This is a genomic window from Pseudogemmobacter bohemicus, assembly GCF_003290025.1.
Taxonomy (GTDB): Bacteria; Pseudomonadota; Alphaproteobacteria; order Rhodobacterales; family Rhodobacteraceae; genus Pseudogemmobacter; species Pseudogemmobacter bohemicus.
Map to the genome: position 1 here is coordinate 1,105,204 of NZ_QNHG01000002.1, position 18,357 is coordinate 1,123,560.

Annotated in this window: 16 protein-coding genes; 5 read left to right on the top strand and 11 right to left on the bottom strand. The window is 62.9% G+C overall.

The window, feature by feature from the left end; all coding sequences use genetic code 11:
* Nucleotides 1–32 precede the first annotated feature (32 nt).
* The 4 genes from DRF71_RS13135 to DRF71_RS13150 all read right to left on the bottom strand — a co-directional run bounded on the left by DRF71_RS13135 (nucleotide 33) and on the right by DRF71_RS13150 (nucleotide 5,565).
* Nucleotides 33–2,255 (bottom strand): RNA degradosome polyphosphate kinase, encoded by a 2,223-nt coding sequence (locus DRF71_RS13135; protein ID WP_112310947.1) that lies wholly within the window; start codon nucleotides 2,253–2,255, stop codon nucleotides 33–35.
* An 80-nt stretch (nucleotides 2,256–2,335) separates the two neighbouring features.
* Entirely contained in the window at nucleotides 2,336–3,028 is a 693-nt protein-coding gene (locus DRF71_RS13140; RefSeq protein ID WP_112310948.1) for a P-loop NTPase family protein, read from the bottom strand.
* The gene (locus DRF71_RS13145; protein WP_112310949.1) at nucleotides 3,025–4,158 is read right to left on the bottom strand and encodes an AI-2E family transporter; all 1,134 of its coding nucleotides are present in this window, start codon (nucleotides 4,156–4,158) and stop codon (nucleotides 3,025–3,027) included. The genes DRF71_RS13140 and DRF71_RS13145 overlap by 4 nt, the downstream gene beginning before the upstream one ends.
* Before the next feature lie 81 nt (nucleotides 4,159–4,239).
* On the bottom strand, nucleotides 4,240–5,565 hold the full coding sequence (locus tag DRF71_RS13150) for a pentapeptide repeat-containing protein (protein ID WP_112310950.1): 1,326 nt from the start codon (nucleotides 5,563–5,565) through the stop codon (nucleotides 4,240–4,242).
* Between the two features lie 134 nt (nucleotides 5,566–5,699).
* Here DRF71_RS13150 and proS point away from each other — a divergent pair, with 134 nt between their 5' ends.
* From proS to DRF71_RS13175, 5 genes are all read left to right on the top strand, one after another.
* The gene (proS, locus tag DRF71_RS13155) at nucleotides 5,700–7,040 is read left to right on the top strand and encodes a proline--tRNA ligase (protein WP_112310951.1); all 1,341 of its coding nucleotides are present in this window, start codon (nucleotides 5,700–5,702) and stop codon (nucleotides 7,038–7,040) included.
* Nucleotides 7,041–7,101: 61 nt separating this feature from the next.
* The gene (locus tag DRF71_RS13160; RefSeq protein ID WP_112310952.1) at nucleotides 7,102–8,376 is read left to right on the top strand and encodes a glycosyltransferase; all 1,275 of its coding nucleotides are present in this window, start codon (nucleotides 7,102–7,104) and stop codon (nucleotides 8,374–8,376) included.
* Nucleotides 8,377–8,475: 99 nt separating this feature from the next.
* Nucleotides 8,476–9,762, top strand: a complete 1,287-nt coding sequence (locus DRF71_RS13165) for a lipoprotein-releasing ABC transporter permease subunit (RefSeq protein WP_112311314.1) — start codon at nucleotides 8,476–8,478, stop codon at nucleotides 9,760–9,762.
* Nucleotides 9,755–10,429 carry an ABC transporter ATP-binding protein gene (locus DRF71_RS13170; protein ID WP_112310953.1) on the top strand — a complete coding sequence of 225 codons (675 nt, stop codon included), beginning with the start codon at nucleotides 9,755–9,757 and terminating at the stop codon, nucleotides 10,427–10,429. Before DRF71_RS13165 ends, DRF71_RS13170 begins: the two co-directional genes overlap by 8 nt.
* Before the next feature lie 212 nt (nucleotides 10,430–10,641).
* Nucleotides 10,642–11,610 carry a lysylphosphatidylglycerol synthase domain-containing protein gene (locus DRF71_RS13175; protein ID WP_198672195.1) on the top strand — a complete coding sequence of 323 codons (969 nt, stop codon included), beginning with the start codon at nucleotides 10,642–10,644 and terminating at the stop codon, nucleotides 11,608–11,610.
* Nucleotides 11,611–11,627: 17 nt separating this feature from the next.
* On the opposite strand, the gene DRF71_RS13180 is transcribed toward DRF71_RS13175, so the two are convergent.
* The 7 genes from DRF71_RS13180 to DRF71_RS13210 form a co-directional block, all read right to left on the bottom strand.
* Complete coding sequence (locus DRF71_RS13180) at nucleotides 11,628–12,605, bottom strand: CobW family GTP-binding protein (RefSeq protein ID WP_232831490.1); 978 nt, start codon at nucleotides 12,603–12,605, stop codon at nucleotides 11,628–11,630.
* 211 nt (nucleotides 12,606–12,816) lie between these two features.
* Complete coding sequence (locus tag DRF71_RS13185) at nucleotides 12,817–13,110, bottom strand: hypothetical protein (RefSeq protein ID WP_112310956.1); 294 nt, start codon at nucleotides 13,108–13,110, stop codon at nucleotides 12,817–12,819.
* 13 nt (nucleotides 13,111–13,123) lie between these two features.
* On the bottom strand, nucleotides 13,124–14,026 hold the full coding sequence (locus DRF71_RS13190; RefSeq protein WP_112310957.1) for a polysaccharide deacetylase family protein: 903 nt from the start codon (nucleotides 14,024–14,026) through the stop codon (nucleotides 13,124–13,126).
* A gap of 26 nt (nucleotides 14,027–14,052) precedes the next feature.
* Nucleotides 14,053–15,168, bottom strand: a complete 1,116-nt coding sequence (locus tag DRF71_RS13195) for an ABC transporter ATP-binding protein (RefSeq protein WP_112310958.1) — start codon at nucleotides 15,166–15,168, stop codon at nucleotides 14,053–14,055.
* A 2-nt stretch (nucleotides 15,169–15,170) separates the two neighbouring features.
* Nucleotides 15,171–16,007: an ABC transporter permease gene (locus tag DRF71_RS13200; RefSeq protein WP_112310959.1), complete on the bottom strand. Its 837-nt coding sequence runs from the start codon at nucleotides 16,005–16,007 to the stop codon at nucleotides 15,171–15,173.
* Nucleotides 16,008–16,013: 6 nt separating this feature from the next.
* A complete protein-coding gene (locus tag DRF71_RS13205) occupies nucleotides 16,014–16,886 on the bottom strand; it encodes an ABC transporter permease (RefSeq protein ID WP_112310960.1) in 873 nt (290 codons plus the stop codon).
* Between the two features lie 62 nt (nucleotides 16,887–16,948).
* Nucleotides 16,949–18,238, bottom strand: a complete 1,290-nt coding sequence (locus DRF71_RS13210) for an ABC transporter substrate-binding protein (RefSeq protein ID WP_112310961.1) — start codon at nucleotides 18,236–18,238, stop codon at nucleotides 16,949–16,951.
* Between the last annotated feature and the right edge of the window lie 119 nt (nucleotides 18,239–18,357).

Sequence of the window (18,357 nt, forward strand, 5' to 3'; positions counted from 1 at the left end):
GCGACAGGTCAACCACCATGCTCTGCCGTGTTTCAGCCGGCGGTCGGATTTGCGGCCGGTTTCGCAGCATGGCCGGGCTCTTCGTCACGCGCGGTCAGGATGCGCGGCGCATCCTTGGCCCCGGCGGTGCCCCGGCCCGAAAGTGACGGGTTCTCCATGAAAAAGCGGTGGCAGTTGAAAGGCACACCGTCAGCCGGTGCCAGATCGCGGCGGTAGCGGCCATCGGCGGAAAGCACCCAGCTTTGCGCCTCATCGGCAAGGTTTGCCGCCATGATCTGCGACAGGATCTGGCTTTTCACCGTTGGGTTGATGGCCTCGACCAGGGTTTCGACGCGGCGGGTGAGATTGCGGCCCATCCAGTCAGCGGAAGAAAAGAAGACCCGCGATTTTTGCGACGGCAGGCCGTAGCCACTGCCGAAACAGACGATGCGGGAATGTTCGAGGAAACGCCCGACGATGGATTTGACGCGGATGTTTTCCGACAGTCCCTTTACGCCTGGCCGGAGGCCGCAGATGCCCCGGATCACCAGGTTGATCTTCACGCCCGCCTGCGAGGCGGCATAAAGCGCGTCGATCACATCGGCATCAATCACCGAATTCATCTTGGCCCAGATCTCGCCCGGACGTCCGGCGCGGGCATGCCCGGCCTCGGCCGCGATCAGTTCGATGAGGCGCGGCTTCAGGCTGATCGGCGAGATTGACAGGTTCTCCAGCCCCTGGGGCTGCACATAGCCGGAAAGGTAATTGAACACCTTGGTCGCGTCGCGGCCAAGCGCGGCGTCGCAGGTGAAAAGCGAGAGGTCAGTATAGATCCTGGCGGTGATCGGGTGGTAATTGCCGGTGCCGTAATGGGTATAGGTCACCAGGCTGTCGCCCTCGCGCCGCACCACGGTTGAAATTTTCGCATGGGTTTTCAGGTTCATAAAGCCGTAAACCACATGGGCGCCCGACCGCTCCAGCCGCCGCGACTGGCGGATATTCGCGGCCTCGTCAAAGCGCGCCTTCAGTTCGACCAGCGCGGTGACCGACTTGCCGGCCTCGGCCGCCTCGCAAAGCGCCGAGACGATCGGGCTGTCCCAGGAGGTGCGGTACAGCGTCTGTTTGATCGCCACCACATTGGGGTCGCGCGCCGCCTGTTCCAGAAAGCGGATCACCGTGTCAAAGGTCTCGTAAGGATGATGCAGCAGCATATCCTTTTGCTTGATCGCGGCGAAGATATTGCCCTCATGGTCGCGTACCCGCTCCGGCACACGGGGCGTAAAGGGCGGCCAGAGCAGATCCGGGCGCGAATTCAGCACCAGGGCTTTCAGATCGGCGACGCCGATCATGCCGCGCACCTCGATCACCTCATCCTCGTCGGCGTCGATCTCTTCCATGATCAGTGCCCGCAGTTCCGGCGGCGCCCCGGCGGACATTTTCAGCCGGATCACCTCGCCCCGGCGGCGGCGTTTCAGCGCGGTCTCGAATTCGCGCACGAGGTCTTCGGCCTCTTCCTCGACCTCAAGATCGCTGTCCCTGAGGACCCGGAAGGTGCAGTGTCCGCGATCCGAGAAGCCGGGGAACAGCATGTCGAGATGCAGCAGGAGCAGCTCTTCCAGCGGCAGGAAACGGTCCTGGCCCGGATTGCCCGGCAGCTGGATAAAGCGCGCCACCTGCTGCGGGATCGGCAAAAGCGCGTTCAGCCGGCGGCGGTCAGAGGTGCGTTCCAGCTCCAGCGCCAGCGAGAAGCCGGTGTTCGGGATAAAGGGAAATGGATGCGCCGGGTCGATGGCCAGCGGCGAAAGCACCGGGAAAACATTGGAAAGAAAGTATTCTTCCAGGAATTTCAGATCGCGCACATTCAGTTTCGACCGGGTCAGCAGGATGATCCCGACCTCTTCCATCTCGGCGCGCAGCTTTTTGAACGTGGTCTGCTGCACCTGCATCAGGCGCCGCGCCTCGGCATTGATCAGCTCCAGCTGCTCGGCAGGGGTGCGGCCATCTTCCGAGATCACGCTGTTGCCGGTGCGTTTCAGCGCCCGCAGCCCCGCCACCCGGACGGTGTAGAACTCATCCAGGTTGGTTGCCGAGATCGACAGAAAGCGCAGCCGCTCCAGCAGGGGCACCGCAGGGTTCGCCGCCTCTTCCAGCACGCGCCAGTTGAAGGCGAGCCAGGAGAGCTCGCGGTTGAAGAAGCGTTTCGGCCCCAGGATCTCATCCTCGGGCAGAGAGACGGTCGTGGGGGCTGCGGTTTTGAGAAAATCTGCCTGTGTCATTTCGCGGCTTATATGTCGGCGATTCAGGGAAGGGTTGTGAAGTTTATGTAACTCTTGTGTAACCAAATGGTGTCATCTGGCTATTCCGGCAACGTATCGCCCAGAATTTCGGCGGCAAGTCGCAGACCGGGGGCGCAGCCACGTTCCAGCGCCAGCTCGTCCATCCGTGCCACCAGCGCGCGCGCCGCCCGGATCGAGCGCGGCATGCGGGCAATCGCCCAGGGGATCAGGCTTGGCGGCGGTTGCAGCTGGCGGTCGGCAAAGAGCTTGACCAGAACCCCGTTCAGCAGCGCATCGTCCGGCGCCTCCAGCCGGGTCAGCGCGGCTGCCTGCAGGCGCGACATCAGATCGGGCAGCGCAAGGCCCCAGTCACGCGGCGGCGCCTTGGCGGTGACCAGCAGGCGGCCCGCTGGCAGAAGCATGTTGTGGAGGTGGAACAGCGCGGTCTCTGCCGCGCGGTCTCCGGCGATCCGATCGGCATCCTCGATGGCGACGGCGCCCGTCGCTGCCAGCGCCGGCAGATCCAGCCCTACAATATCAGTGGCAGCAAGATCGGTGGCAGCAAGGCGCGGCGCACCGGTCGCGCTGGCCCAGATCGCCGCGAGATGGCTTTTGCCGGCGCCCTCGGGCCCGACCAGCAGCATCTTGCCGCCCGGCCAGTCGCGCCAGCGATCCATCGCGCAAAGCGCCAGCGCGGTCGAGGGTGTCACGATGTAATCTTCGCGCCCAAGATTCTCGCGCGGCGGCAGATGAAAGGCCAGCTGTCTCTTCACGCCGGGCCTCCGGGCTCCTGGCCTGGCGTTTTCGCTGCCCGTTTGCGGGCCGGTGCCGGGGGCGGGGGCGCGGTATCTGCATGGGCTCCGGTGAAAAGCGGACTGTTCTGGTATTGCGAGACGCCAAAGCGCACCAATACCCCGATCACCGCTGCCACCGGCACCGCGACCAGCATCCCCACAAAGCCGAACAGCGATCCGAAGGCCGACAGCGCCAGCAACAGCCAGACCGGATGCAGCCCGACCGATTGCCCGACCAGCTTGGGCGAGAGGATATTCCCCTCGACGAATTGTCCCACTGCAAAGATCGCCACCACGATCCCGATGGAAAACCACTCGCCCCAGAACTGGAACAGCGCAAGACCGATGGCCAGCACGCCACCAAACAGCGCACCGATATAGGGGATGAAGGTGATCGCCCCGGCAAGGGCCCCGACGATCAGCCCATATTGCAGCCCCGCCATCATCAGCGTGATCGAGTAAAAGGCGCCGAGGATCAGGCAGACCATCACCTGGCCGCGCAGGAACCCCGCCAGCGTCACGTCGATCTCGGAGGCGATTTCGCGCACCGTTGCCGCGTGCTGGCGCGGCAGCAGCGCGTCGATGCGGGCGATCATCCGGTCCCAGTCCAGCAGCAGGTAAAAGGCCACGACCGGCGCCACCAGCAGCACCAGCACGATGGAGACCGCCCCGAATGCGGTCTGGAGCAGCCCGCCGACCACCTTGCCGCCCTGGGCTCTCACGGTGTCACCGATCTCGGCCATGGTCTGGCGCAGGGTCGAGGTGCGGTCGGCAAGCTCGGGGAAGCGATCCACCAGAAAGCCTTGCAGCTTTTTGGAAATCTCGGGCGCGGATTCGATCAGCGCGGTCAGCTGCTGGATCAAAGTCGGGATGATCGACAGCATCAATGTGACAAAAATCAGCCCCGCGACCAGCGCGATCACCGAGGTTGCGGCAACCCGGCTGAACCCCGCGCGCTCCAGCCGGTCGGCGACGGGGTCAAGGAAATAGGCCAAAGCCGCACCAAGAACAAAGGGCAACAGCACATCGCCGAGCAGCCACAGGAGCAAGACCAGAACAAGCCCCGCGATCCCCCAGTATTTCGCCTGCGCCTGGATCGGCAGTGACATGACAGTCCTCTCGCTCGTTACACGAGTGATATTGCCGGGGATTGCTGCGGGCGCAAGGGGAAGGGGAGGAATGGGCGGAGGTCAGTCCTCATGGGGCCAGCCGGTCAGGTTGTGGTAAGCGCGCCAGCGGATCAGGCGCGGACTTCCAGAATCCAACGATATGAAAGGTTCCCAATGCAGGAACGTAAGGTGCTCGTGCGGAACGCGTTCTGGGTGCGGAACGTACATCCCCTCCTTTTTTAGAAGCGCCCCGAGCTTGCCAGCTTCCCATGCCGTCCACAAAGCGGCGCGGAGCATCTTTCCGTCATTGTCCTCGCCCAGACGCGTTGCCGGAGATCCGAAGAATGCCAAAGCCTCTTCCAGCTCGATCACGAGCGAGGGCATTATTGCGCCAGATATCATAACCGCGACGCGGTCCGAAAGGTCAGCGCCCAGGAACCCGTCGGACGCCATTGTCGTGCCATTCAGATTAGTGCCAAGCAGGAGCGCTTCTCCAAGCCATACATTACTGAGCAGGCTGCCAGACATGTTGGTGGCAGTTAGGTTCGCATTGCGCAGATCAGTATCTTCAAATCTGCAGCCCATCATCAGAGCGCCTGCAAAATCTCCCTTGGAAAGCAGCATTCCGTCGAAGTCCACTTCACGCAGGTCGAGGCGATATTTCTGTCTTGCCTCCACCTCAACTTGTGCGGGTTTCCGGCGGCACAGAACATCCGTTGCGATTTGCAAATCCAGCCGAGGCGTTCTGGATTTGAAAGGGGGGTGGGTTGGCTCAAGGTTGGTTGCACGAGAATTTTGCCGAAGATAGGCGCAGATGATCTGCATGACGCGGATATGATCGCGGCCATGATCAAAGCGCATCGAATCTTCGGCGATGCGTTCCAGCGACAGGAGGCCTCCGATCCGGACTTCGATATTCGGCTCGGTTCGCTCAGTGACTTTGTCATCCTCACCGGTGCCGGCCTTCACCGTCTTCTCCGCACCCAGCTGCTCGACTGCTTTGCTGATGCGGTCGGTCATATGGCCCTCTTTCTGGAAAGCGACCGTCCGGTGTTTCAGCCAGGTGCCCCAGATCACCCAGGGCGCGCCCAGCAGGGCCACCACCAGAGCGCCCGCCCCGAGCGGCATTGAGCCGGAAGCTTCCGGGAGGGTCTCTTTCCAGGGCCAGAGCAGATTATAGGCAGCCATAATCGACAGCAAAAGCAGGCCGGTCCAGGCAAAACCCAGGATGAGCCAGCCGGTCAGGGCGGCATTTGACAGATGGTCCCAGGGGGTTTTCTGAACCTTGCGCCCGACCTGGCGGAGGACGGCCAGCGTCAGGAGGCTCAGGGCGAGCAGGCAGGTCAGAAAGACGATCAGCCAGAAATGGCGCGGGGCGATGTGGAGGGTGGTAACGGCGTCGGTCATGCAATCTCCGGCTTCAATCGCGCCACTCTGCGGGAAATCGGCGGGGGTGCAAGGTCTGCGCTCTCTTGCCCGGGCGGGGGCTTGCCGCTAGGAACGGGGGCAAATACCGCCCATATCCCGCCAGTGAGGCCGCCATGCGTCTGTCGCGCTACTTTCTGCCCGTCCTGAAAGATGACCCCAAAGAAGCCCAGATCGTCTCGCATCGCTATATGCTGCGCGCCGGCATGATCAAGCAGCAGGCCGCCGGCATTTATTCCTGGCTGCCGCTGGGCTTCCGGGTTCTGAAACGCATTGAGCAGATCGTGCATGAAGAGCAGATCCGCGCCGGGCATATTCCCCTGCTGATGCCGACGCTGCAACCCGCCGATCTGTGGCGGGAGTCTGGTCGTTACGACGATTACGGCCAGGAGATGCTGCGGATCAAGGACCGGCATGAGCGCGATATGCTTTACGGGCCGACCAATGAAGAGATGATCACCGACATCTTCCGCTCCCATGTGAACAGCTACAAAGACCTGCCGCTGACGCTTTACCACATCCAGTGGAAGTTCCGCGACGAGGTCCGCCCGCGTTTCGGCGTCATGCGGGGCCGCGAATTCTACATGAAGGACGGCTATAATTTCGACGTCGACCGCGACGCCGCTTTGCATGCCTATAACCGCCATATGGTCAGCTATCTGCGCACCTATGAACGGATGGGCCTGACCGCGATCCCGATGCGGGCGGCCTCGGGCCCGATCGGCGGCGACAACACGCATGAATTCCTCGTGCTGGCGCAGACGGGCGAGAGCGAGGTCTTCTATGACGACCGCGTGACCGCGCTGAAACTGGGTCAACGCGAGGTCGATTACGACAATCGCGACGAGGTGTCGGGCGTCTGCAAAGAGTTCACCACGCTTTATGCCCGCACCGACGAGACCCATGATGCGGCTCTGTTCGATCAGATCCCCGAGGAACATCGCAAGGTGGGGCGCGGCATCGAGGTCGGCCAGATCTTCTATTTCGGCACCAAATACTCCGAGGCGATGGGCGCAACCGTCGTGACCAAAGACGGGACGAAAGTGCCGGTCGAAATGGGCTCGCACGGGATCGGCGTCTCGCGCCTCCTGGGCGCGATCATCGAGGCCAGCCATGACGATAAGGGCATCATCTGGCCCGAAGGTGTCACGCCTTTCCCGGTCGGGATCGTGAACCTGAAACAGGGCGATGCGGCGGCGGATGCGGCCTGCGCCAGCCTGGAGAAGGCGCTGCTCGCGAAGGGGCTGGAGCCGCTTTACGATGACCGCGACGAACGCGCGGGCGCCAAATTCGCCACGATGGATATGATTGGCCTGCCCTGGCGGATCACCGTCGGGCCGCGCGGGCTGGCCAATGGCGTGGTCGAACTGACCTCGCGCCGCACGGGCGAGAGCGAAGAGCTGACGCCCGAGGCCGCCGTGGCGCGGATCGAAGAAATCTACGCCCCCCATCGCTGAGGGGAGAGAGGCCCGGGTCACCGCCCGGGCCGTTTCGCATTTGAGGACCGGGGGTAAGATCATGGCTGCGCCTACGCCCGATCCTGCCGCGCTGCCGCTGATCCGGCAGCCCTATCTGCTGTCGGTGCTGATCCCCTTTTACCGCGACAAGCAGGGCGCGGTCTGGCTGGGCCGGCTCTGGGCGCATGACCTGCGGGCGCATCTCGATTATATCGCCGACCTGACCGTGCTGGCGCCGGAGGTACAGATCACCGTGCCCGGGCCGGATATGGTGCGGGTCCCGGTGCCCGCTGGCCGCCGGCTGCGGTTTCGCCCTTTCGGGCGGGCCGAGGGGGGCGCGCTGCGCGCGGTTCTGGCCCTGCCGGGCCTGGTGCTGGCGGCATGGCGCGCGGTGGGAAAGGCCGGGATCGTGCATTCCGGTGTCGCGGGCTGGCCGATACCGCCGGGGCTGGTGATCAACCCGGTGGCGGTGCTGCGCCGCCGTCCGCTGGTGATGGTGACTGAAAGCGCCTTCTGGCGGCTGCCGGACCGGGATCATGCCAGCCGCAAGGCGCGGCTCAGGGCGCGGCTGACCGAGGGTTTCGCGCGCTGGTCGATGCGCCGCGCCCGGCTGGGGGTCTATACCAGCGAGGCTTACCGTGACAGCCTGCCGGTCGGGCCGGGGGGAGAGGCGCTGGTGCTGCCGGCCAGCTGGATTTCCGACGATATGATCCTGATCGAAGATGTCGCCCGGGCCGCCTGGGCCGGGAAGGGCGCTCCGCGTTTTCTGATGGCCTCGCGGCTGGTGGCGGAAAAGGGGATCGGGCTTTTCCTGGCCGCGCTGGAGCGGCTGGAAGCGCAGGGCATCGCGCTGGCCGTCGATGTGATCGGTGAGGGGCCGATGCGCGAGGGGCTTGCGGCTTTCGCGGCGCAGGCCCGGCATGTGCGGCTGGGGCTCGTGCAGCCGGTGGAGTATGGCGCGCCCTTTATGGCGCTGCTCGGGCAGTATCATGCGGTGGTGGTGCCGACGACCGGCGACGAACAGCCGCGCATCCTGTTTGACGCCTTTTCGCAGGCGGTGCCGGTGGTCGCGACCGGAACGACGGGCAATCTGGAAGTGGTGCAGGACGGCGTGAATGGCCGCATCACGGCGCCCGGATCGGCGGAGGATCTGGCGCGGGTGCTGACGGAGGTGGCGGCCGGATCGGGGATGGCGGCACAGATGGGCCTTCATGCGCTGGAAACCGCGCGCGGCTATACCCATGCCATCATGCATCGCAAGCGGGCCGAGGCGCTGGCGCGGATTTTTGGCGCCGGCCCTGCCGATCCCGCCGCCGATCACGAGAGGCTTTCTTGACCTTTCGCGCCCCAGAGGCCACTTTCCGCGTCAAAATTGGGCATTCCAAACACCGGGTGCCCGGCAATAATCATAAAGATTGGCATGAGGACCGCGCAGATGGCCGAGAAAACCGCCCCTTTCGCCGCTTTCGAATGGATGATCGCCTGGCGTTATCTGCGCGCGCGCCGGGCCGAAGGCGGCGTCTCGGTGATGACCTGGATTTCGCTGATCGGCATCACGCTGGCGGTGGCGGCCCTGATCGTGACGCTGGCGGTGCGCGCCGGCTTTCGCGAGGAATTCGTCGATACGATCCTTGGCGTCAATGCGCATGTGACGCTCTGGGCGTCAGACAGCACCGATGCGAGCGGGCAAAAGATCCGCGGTTTCGCTGATTATGACGCGCTGGCCGCCCGTGTGGCCGAAGTGCCGGGGGTGGAACGCGCGGCTCCGCTGATCCGGGGGCAGGTGATGGTCTCGGATGGTGAACGCAGCGTCGGTGCGGATCTTTACGGCATCTCGCCCGAGGAACTGGCAAAGATCCCCCGGATCGGTGTCGGCTCGGATTCCATCGGTGATATTGAGATGTTTCCCAACGGTATCGCGCTCGGCTCGGTGCTGGCGCGCGATCTGGGGGTGATCGTGGGTGACAAGGTGCGGGTCATCACGCTGAACGGCCCCCGAACGCCGATGGGGGTCAGCCCGCGTACCAAAGCCTATGAGGTCGTCTATATCTTCACCGCCGGGCGCTACGATATCGACAAGGTGCGGATGTATATGCCCTTTACCGAGGCGCAGAGCTTTCTGAACCGCGAGGGATATGCCGATGAAATCGAGGTCATCGTGCGCGAGCCGGAAAAGGTGGATGACTACGTTCTGCCGATCCTGAACGCAGCCGGGCCGGCAGCCAATCCCTGGACCTGGCGCGATTCTGCGGGGTCGTTCCTGCGCGCGCTGGATATCGAGGACAATGTGATGTTCCTGATCCTCTCGATCCTCGTGCTGATCGCGTCGCTGAACATCGTTTCGGGGCTGATCATGCTGGTGAAAAACAAGGGGCGCGATATCGGTATCCTGCGGACGATGGGGCTGAGCCAGGGGTCGGTCCTGCGGGTGTTCTTCATCTGTGGCGCGGTCACCGGGGTGATCGGCACCATTGCGGGTCTGGCGCTTGGCTGTCTGGTGGCGCTGAATGTCGATCAGGTCATGGCGGGGATCGCCTGGCTCAATGGCAGCCCGGTCTGGGATGCCTCGGTCCGGGGGATCTATTCGCTGCCGGCAAAGCTGCAGACGGGCGATGTGATCTCGGCGGTGGCGCTGGCGCTTGGCCTGTCCTTTATCGTGACCATTTTCCCGGCGCGCCGCGCCGCCCGTATGAACCCGGTGGAGGCGCTGCGTTATGAGTGAGGCACTGGTTCTGGACGGCGTCACCAAGGGCTATAACCGGGGCAAACCCTCGCAAGTCGAGGTGCTGCGCGGCGTCAGCCTGTCGATTGCCAAAGGCGAGGTGGTGGCGCTGGTGGCGCCCTCGGGTGCGGGGAAATCGACGCTTTTGCATATTGCCGGGTTGCTGGATACGCCGGATGCGGGGCGGGTGGTGATGGGCGGGCGCGAGATGGGCGGGCTTTCCGACCGGATGCGCACCGAGGCGCGGCGGCGCGATGTCGGCTTCATCTACCAGTTCCACCATCTGCTGCCGGAATTCACCGCGCTGGAAAACATCGTGATCCCGCAGCTGGCGAATGGTGTGGCAAAGCGCGAGGCCGGGGCAAAGGCGCGTGATCTGCTTGATCTGGTCGGTGTCGGCACGCGCGCCAGCCACCGGCCGGCGGCCCTGTCAGGGGGCGAGCAGCAGCGCGTCGCCTTTTGTCGGGCGCTGGCCAATGGGCCGGGGCTTTTGCTGGCCGATGAACCGACCGGCAATCTCGATCCGGGCACCTCGGATCAGGTTTTCGGCGCGCTGATGGACCTGGTGCGCTCGACCGGGATGGCGGCGCTGATCGCGACCCATAACCTGGACCTTGCCGCGCGGATGGACCGGACCCTGCGGCTGGATCAGGGCCAGCTGGCCTGAGCCTGCGCCAGCCGGTCAACGGCGGCGCACCCCTGGGGCAGCAAATCCCGGCCCGGACTGCCCGCCTGTGACCCGGAAACAGATTTTCGTGATTTTCTGCGTTTTTCCGGGCAGCCGGAATTGCCCTTGTCATGGAATGGGTTTCCAATGGGGCAGCCTGCCGGCGGGTATTTTGCTGCCGGCGGGGCCAAAAAACAGCAGGACAATGGCACGTGGCAGGAACGACGACAGGCGGCGCGAAGTGGAAGAAGTTCATCTGGCCGGTGATCGGCCTGCTGGCTATCGGGATTTCCTTCTGGTTTCTGGCCCATGAATTGAAAGACATGTCATGGGAGGCGCTCTGGGCCGGGTTCGGGGCGATCAGCAGATGGCACTGGTTCCTGATCGTCCTGTGCACGCTGGCCTGCTATATCAATCTCGCGCTTTACGACGTGATTGCGCTGCAGCATCTGAACAAGAAGGTCAGTTTTCCCTTTGTCGCCGGCTGCGCCCTGACCACTTATTCACTGGCTCATACCATTGGCGCATCAGCTTTTTCCGGCGCGGTGATCCGCTACCGCGCCTATACGACCAAAGGGCTTTCGGGGCCCGAGGTCGGTGTGCTGGTCACCTTCTGCTCGCTCACATTCAGCCTTGCCGTGATGATCGTGCTGGGTTTTGCCTTCCTGCTGACGCCGGATCTCGGCGACCGCGTTTCTGCCTATATATCGCCTTATGTGGTCCGCTGGGCCGCGCTGGTGACACTGGTGATCGTGCTGGTCTATCTGGCCTCATCGGCACTTGGCCTGCCGGATCTGAAAATCCGCAATTTCCGCATTTCCTACCCGCGGTTCTCGATCGCGCTGAAGCAGGTGACCATAGCCCCGGTGGAGCTTTTATTTGCCGCTGGCATCCTCTATTTCGCGCTGCCCGAGGCTAATAACCCTGGATATATGGTTGTGATGGGGGTGTTTGTGGTCGGTTTCTCGCTGGCGCTGTTGTCGCATGCGCCGGGCGGGATCGGGGTTTTTGAGCTGGCGGTGATCACCGGTCTGCCGGAATTCCCGCCCGAGACCGTGTTGGCGGCGCTGCTCGTGTTCCGGTTGTTCTATCTGATGTTGCCGCTGGTGCTGGGCCTTGTGCTGGTGGCGCTGTTCGAATCCAGGCAGCTGAAGGCGAAACGCGGGCAGGGGGAGGCCTGATCCGGTTGCCCGCCACGCTAACCGCCAAAGCGCGCCCAGGACCGCTCCAGCATCTCCGCATCGAAATTGCGCCCGATCAACACAATCACCCCTTCTTCCGGTGCCGGTCCGGCAAGGGTCTCGGGCAGGATTTCGGGCGGCTGCATCACATGACGCACCGATTGCAGCAGCAGGCGCCCTGCCGGCGTGCGCACCACGCCCTTGACCCGCACCACATCGCCGCCCCGGGCGAAGAGCAGCGCGGATAGCCAGGTCGAGAGTGCCACCCATCCCTCCGTCTCCCCTGTTATAAGACGAAACGGCCTGATCGGTGTGGACTCGCGGGCCGGGGCCAGGTCAAAGGGCTGCCCGGGTTCGGGCAGGTCGCAAGGCATCCCGAGCTCTGCGCCGGTGATCCGCGCCGCCGGATTCAGCATCTGCAAACTGGCCAGCAAGCGCGCGGTTTGTTCCGGCGGGGCCGCGGCCGTTTTGGTGATGATGATGCGGTCTGCCGTTTCGGCCTGGGCGCGGGCGAGCGGCTCTTCCATCAGCTGAGACTGTCCGTGCAGCGCATCGGCCAGTACAAGGGTTTCGCTCAGCCGCAATCGGCGCGCGAGGATCGGGTCACCGGCAACCGCCGTGGCAATAGCGCCAGGATCGGCAAGCCCGCTGGTCTCCAGCAAGATGCCCGCGATCTGCCCGAAATCGCGACCACTGGCCTCGTCGCAGATCCCGCGCATGGCCCTGATCAGCGCGGCAGCCCCCTCGCAACAGGCGCAGCCTCCGGCAAGAACCGTCAATCTGGATGCTGCGCCAAGCAGCAGATTGTCCACCGGCGTACCCGCCGCCTCATTGACGATGATATGGTGGTGCGCAAAATGTCCGGCATAGAGATGATGCCGCAGCCAGCTGCTTTTGCCGGCGCCCAAAAAGCCTCCCAATATGGTCAGCGGCAGCCTGCCGTCGCCTTGCGCCCGCGAGGGCGCGGTTTCCGCTGCAGCCGTTTCTTTATGCACCGCTCCGGCGCTTTCGCCGCTGTCGGATGCTGATTCCAGACCTGTACCGCCTGACTGCGTGATGCCTGGTCCCGTCTGGCCTGACGGTGATATCCTTGGGCCGATGGCGCATGATCCGGCACTGACTGCTCCGCCTTCAGCTCTCGCATCGCCAGCTCTCTCGTCGCGTAGTCTGGCGCAGCCTGACCGGGGGCGCCTCTGCGCAACACCTTCAGCCATGGTCCAGCGCGCGCGGCGACAGCGGATCCAGCGGCGTCCCGACCAGCCTGGCGGCGGCAGACCAGAGCCCGTCCAGATCCGCCACCAGTTCCCAGGCCCCACCCGGGGCAAAGAGCTGTAACCCGGGTGTCACGCCGTCATCATGGGCCTTGAGCCCCCAAGGGGCGAGCAGCCGGTTGATTGCCACCAGCCGGATGAACCGCACCCGCACCCTGTCGCCAGGTGTGACAGCTCCGGCATCGGTCCAATGGCCCGGGCGGCTGGGATAGCCACAGGCGGAACACATGATGCGCCCGGTCTCAGATCACGTCCGGGCGTTTGCCGCCTTCAAACGGATAACGCTTGCGGAAATCGTCGGTAATCTGCTCAAATGTCGCCCATTCGACCCCTTCATGGCCGTTGATATATTCGATCAGCCGTTCGAGCATCAAAAGCACCTGCGGCCGCCCCGCGACATCCGGATGGATGGTGAAGGCAAAGACCGCATAATCCATCTCACGATAGACCCAGTCGAACTGGTCACGCCAAAGCTCCTCGATATCGCGCGGGTTCACGAAACCATGCGAATTCGGTGATTTTTTCATAAACATCATTGGCGGCAGATCATCTACATACCAGTTCGCGGCGATATCAACGAGGTCGATCTCTTTCCCGTGTTTCAGCGGGTGCATCCAGTCTTTGGCTTGTTTCGTATAGTCGATGACATTCCATTCATCGCCCACACGCGCATAGAATGGCTGGAAATCCCGGTAGCCCTGGCTGTGATCATAGCTGAAATTGTACTTTTGCAGCAAAGCCGCCGTCGAGTTCGACATTTCCCACCAGGGAGCCACATAGCCGCGCGGCGGGCGGCCAGTCAGCCTGTCGATCAGCTCGATGGATTTGACGAGAACATCCTCCTCTTGTTGCGGAGTCATCGCGATGGGGTTTTCGTGCAGATAGCCATGAGCGCCCACCTCATGGCCTGCATCCACGATCATCCGCATTTCTTTCGGAAAGGTTTCCAGCGAATGGCCGGGGATGAAAAAACTGGTCTGCAGATCGTATTTTTTGAACAAACGCAGCAAGCGGGGGATGCCCACCTCGGTTGCGAATATCCCGCGCTGGATGTCAGACGGGCTGTCGCCGCCGCCATAAGAACCGATCCAGCCCGCGACCGAATCGATATCGGTGCCGAAGGCGCAGTAGATTTTCTTGGCCATGTTAGCCTCCTGTTAACGTGTCGGTGTCAGTCTTCCAGAGGTGTTCCGGCGGAATTGTTTGTGCCTTTCAGATGGTGGCTTGCGGCGGGCTCCCATGTGGCATGGATGGTCTCGCCGACGCTGATCGGGCGGGCGAACCAGGCCTCGTCAGGCATGTAGATGATGAATTCCTCGCGTGTGCCGGTGTCGAGGGCGACTTTGACGAAAGTGCCCTGGTACTCGGTATTGATGACCTTGCCGGTCAGCCCGTTGCGGGCGGGGGCCTCGGGCAGGATATGAATGCGGTCGCGGCGGACCGAGAAACGAATCTCTGCGCCCGGCGTGACACCGGGCGCGGATGGCAGGTCATGGCGGTGCCCGTCTGCGGTGGTGACGGTCGCGGCATCGCCCGAGATGCTTTCTACTTTGCCCGCCAGCACATTCTGGCCGCCCATGAAGCGGGCGACATAGGGGCTGTGCGGGTGGTTATAGATCTCACGCGGGCTGGCAGCCTGTTCGATCAGCCCGTGATCCATCACCACGACCTGATCGGCCAGCGCGATGGCCTCGGGCTGGGTATGGGTGACGTGGATAAAGGTGATGCCAAGTTCGTTTTGCAGCCGTTTCAGCTCTACCCGCATCCGGAGCCGCAGGAATTCGTCCAGCGCGGAAAGCGGCTCATCCAGCAGGAGGACTTTGGGATTGGTGATCAGAGCACGCGCCAGCGCTACCCGCTGCTGCTGGCCGCCGGAAAGCTCGGATGGCAGGCGGTCGGCGAGGTGGCTTAACTGCACGCGATCAAGCATCTCGCGGGCTTTGGCGCGGCGCGGCTCCGTGGCCTCGCCCTTCACACGCAGCGAAAACGCCACATTGTCGGTCAGGGAAAGGTGAGGAAACAGCGCATAGTTCTGGAACATCAGCGCCGTGCCACGGCTGCCGGTTCTGGAATGGGTCACGTCCTGGCCACCGATGGCAATCCGCCCCGAGGAGGGCGCTTCATGCCCGGCAATCATCCTGAGCAGCGTGGTCTTGCCACAGCCCGAGGGGCCGATCATGCAGCAATAAGACCCGCCCTCGATCACCAGGTCGACATTATTCACTGCCTTCACCGGACCATAAAGCTTGGTGACACCACTGATATCAATACGGCTGGCGTCAGACATGGTCAGGCTCCTCGCTTTGCACGGGCACGGCGTTTCTGGATCAGGGCGATGCAGGCGAAAGCCGCCGCGATGACCGCGAAGCTGATCACCGAGGTTACGGTGCCGATCGCATAAAGCGCGGGTGTCGTCACATTGGTTGTCATATTGGAAATCTCGATAGGCAGGGTGTTCTTGCCGCCAACAGTCAGGAGCGAGCGCGGCATTTCATCGTAAGACAGGGTGAAGCCAAACAGCGCCACCGCGATCAGGCCCGGGAAGAGGATCGGCACGGTAACGTAGCGCAGAGTCTGCGAGGGGGTGGCGCCGGCGTCGCGGGCGGCCTCTTCCCAGGATGAATCAAACCGGTTCAGCACGGCGAACATGATCAAAAGGCCGAAGGGCAGCGTCCAGCTCAGATGCGCGCCGAGGCCCGAGAGCCACCAGTTCAGCCGGAAGCCAAGCAGCTGGAACAGCTGCGAAATTCCGAGGCCGAGCAGGATCCCCGGCACCACGAGGCTGGTGATTGCCAGATAGAACAGCGGCCCCGCACCGATAAACCGCTTGCGGAAGGCGAGGCCCGCGAACAGACAGACCACCGCAGTGATCAACAGCGACATGGCGCCGAGTATCATCGAGCGGCGGAAGGCGCCGCCGAGATCGCCGTAGCGGGTCGATGTCCACAAATCGCCGAACCAATGGGTCGAGACTCCACGCAGCGGGAAGGTCAGCCCGCCCGTTGGCCCCTGGAAGCTGAGGATGAAAATCACCAGCATCGGGCCGTACAGGAAGATCACGAACAGCGCGAAGAAACCCGCCAGCAGGTAGAAACCGAGGCCGCGTCTATGGGTTGCCTGTGCCATGACCCCTCACTTCGCCAGTTCGGAACGGATATCGACAATCCGAAGGATCGCCGAGACCATCAGGAGAACCACGACGATCAGCAGCACCGCCATGGCCGCGGCTTCGGGGTAGAAAAGCTGGTCGATCTGGTTCTTCATCGCCGAGACGACCGAGGCGCTTTGCCCACCGCTCATCACCCGTACGACAAAGAAATCGCCCATCACCAGCGTCACGACGAAGATCGCGCCAAGCGCGATGCCGGTGCGCGACAAGGGGACGATCACCGTCCAGAGGATCTGCCAGCCGGAGGCGCCGGCATCTCGGGCGGCCTCTATCAGGTTCGGGTTGATCTTGGCCATCGAATTGAAGATCGGCACGATCATAAACAGCGTGAAGAGATGGATATAGGTCAGCACCACTGCGAAATCGGAATAAAGCAGGATATCAAGTGGTTGGTCGATCACTCCGGCCGAGATCAGTGCCTGGTTGAAGACGCCTTCGCGGCCCAGAAACGGGATCCAGGACACCATACGGATGACATTCGAGGTCCAGAACGGGATCGTGCACAGCAGGAACAACCCGATCTGCCATTTCAGGTTCCGCACATGGAAGACGAGGAAATAGGAACAGGTAAACCCGATCAAGAGCGTCGCGATCAGCGTCAGCCCGGCATATTTCAGCGTGTTCAGAAACAGGGTCAGCGTCACCGGCGATGTCAGCACCTGCTGGTAATTCGCCCAGGTGAATTCGGGGTAGATCGAGATTCCGTCCGATTGCCAGAAGCTCAGAAGCAGCACGGTGATCAGCGGAATGCCCACCATGGCCAGCATGATCAGCGCCAGCGGCGCGACCTGGAGATAGGGCGTCAGCGGCGAAGACCGCCCGGAAGAACGCGACATCGGTTACCCTCGTGAGGAACCCGGCGGGGTCAGAACCCCGCCGGAAGAAATCAGGCCCAAAATCAGGCCGAAACGAATTCGTTCCAGCGCTGTACCATGTAGCGCTCTTCGTCCATCACGGTGTTCCAGCAGGCGACATTGCCCATGCGCGATTCAAACGAACCGCCATCGCGCACCGCGCCGGCCTTGTCCATCACCGCGCCGTAAGGGTCGAGGATGTCTTCGGTCGCGGCTTTGCCCTCATACCAGTAGCCCCATTCATTGGCGGTGAGCTGTTCTTTCGCCGTCGTCGGCACCGAGGAATAGTAACCCTGTCGCGCAATGAACGCGCCCTGCCAGCCCGAGAGATACCAGTTCAGATATTCATAGGCCGCTTCCAGCTTGATGCCTTCCAGGTGGCTCATCAGCCCCATGCCAAGGCCCCAGCCGCGATAGCCCTCTTTCAGCCCCTGATAGACGCAAGGAGTGCCGCGCGATTTCACCGCCGTAACAGCGGGAGACCACATCGACTGGATCACCACTTCGCCGCCGGCCATCAGGTTCACCGACTCATCGAAGGTCGACCAGAAGGCGCGGAACTGACCGGCTTTCTTCAGCTCGATCAAGCGGTTGATCGTGGTGTCGATCTCTTCCTTCGTCATATTGCCCTTGTCGCCATAGGTCAGCTCGCCCAGAGCTTCCATCGCCATGGCGGCATCCATGATCCCGATCTGGGGGATGTTCACCAGCGCGGTCTTGCCCTTGAATTCCGGGTTGAAGAGCTCGCCCCAGCTTTCCACCGGGCGGCCGATCAGGTCGGGGCGGATGCCGACGGTATCGGCGTTGTAGATCGTGGGCATGGTGGTCGCGAAATCGGTCGGGCTGGCCGAGAATGCGGTATCGCCCGGGCCGCCGGTATACATCACCTTGACCGGCGTGGTGCCCTGCATTGACTGGGGCGAGCCGTCGAAATTCTTGCCATCCTTCATCACCGGGGTGATGTCGCCCCATTTGGCGATCTTTGCCACCTCAACCGGCTGCAGCTGACCCGAGCGCCAGACCTTCTGCATCGCCCAGAATTCGAGATCGGCGATGTCGATGGTCTCGGGCTGGTTCACCACCTTGGCCATCAGCGCGGTGCTGTCGGCGGTTTGCGGCACGATCTTGAAGCCGAGATCGACCGAGGCCTTTTCGCAGATATCGGCGATCACCGAATAGGACGGCCCCACCTGGTTCAGCGTGACATCCTTGATCGTCTGCGCCCAGATCATCGGCGCGCCGATGATCCCCGACCCCACCGCCGCGCCGGCGCCGGCTGCGGAGGCCTTGATAAAGCCCCGGCGGCTGAGGCCGGTCTTCTTGCTGTCCGTCATGGTCAATCTCCCTGTTGCTGGAGGTGGCCTGCCGGCTCTTGGGGCCGGTCGGGCGCTGATGAGAACTATCCGGAGCGGATGTCATTCTGACAAGCACGCTAGCAAAGTGTTCTTAGCCC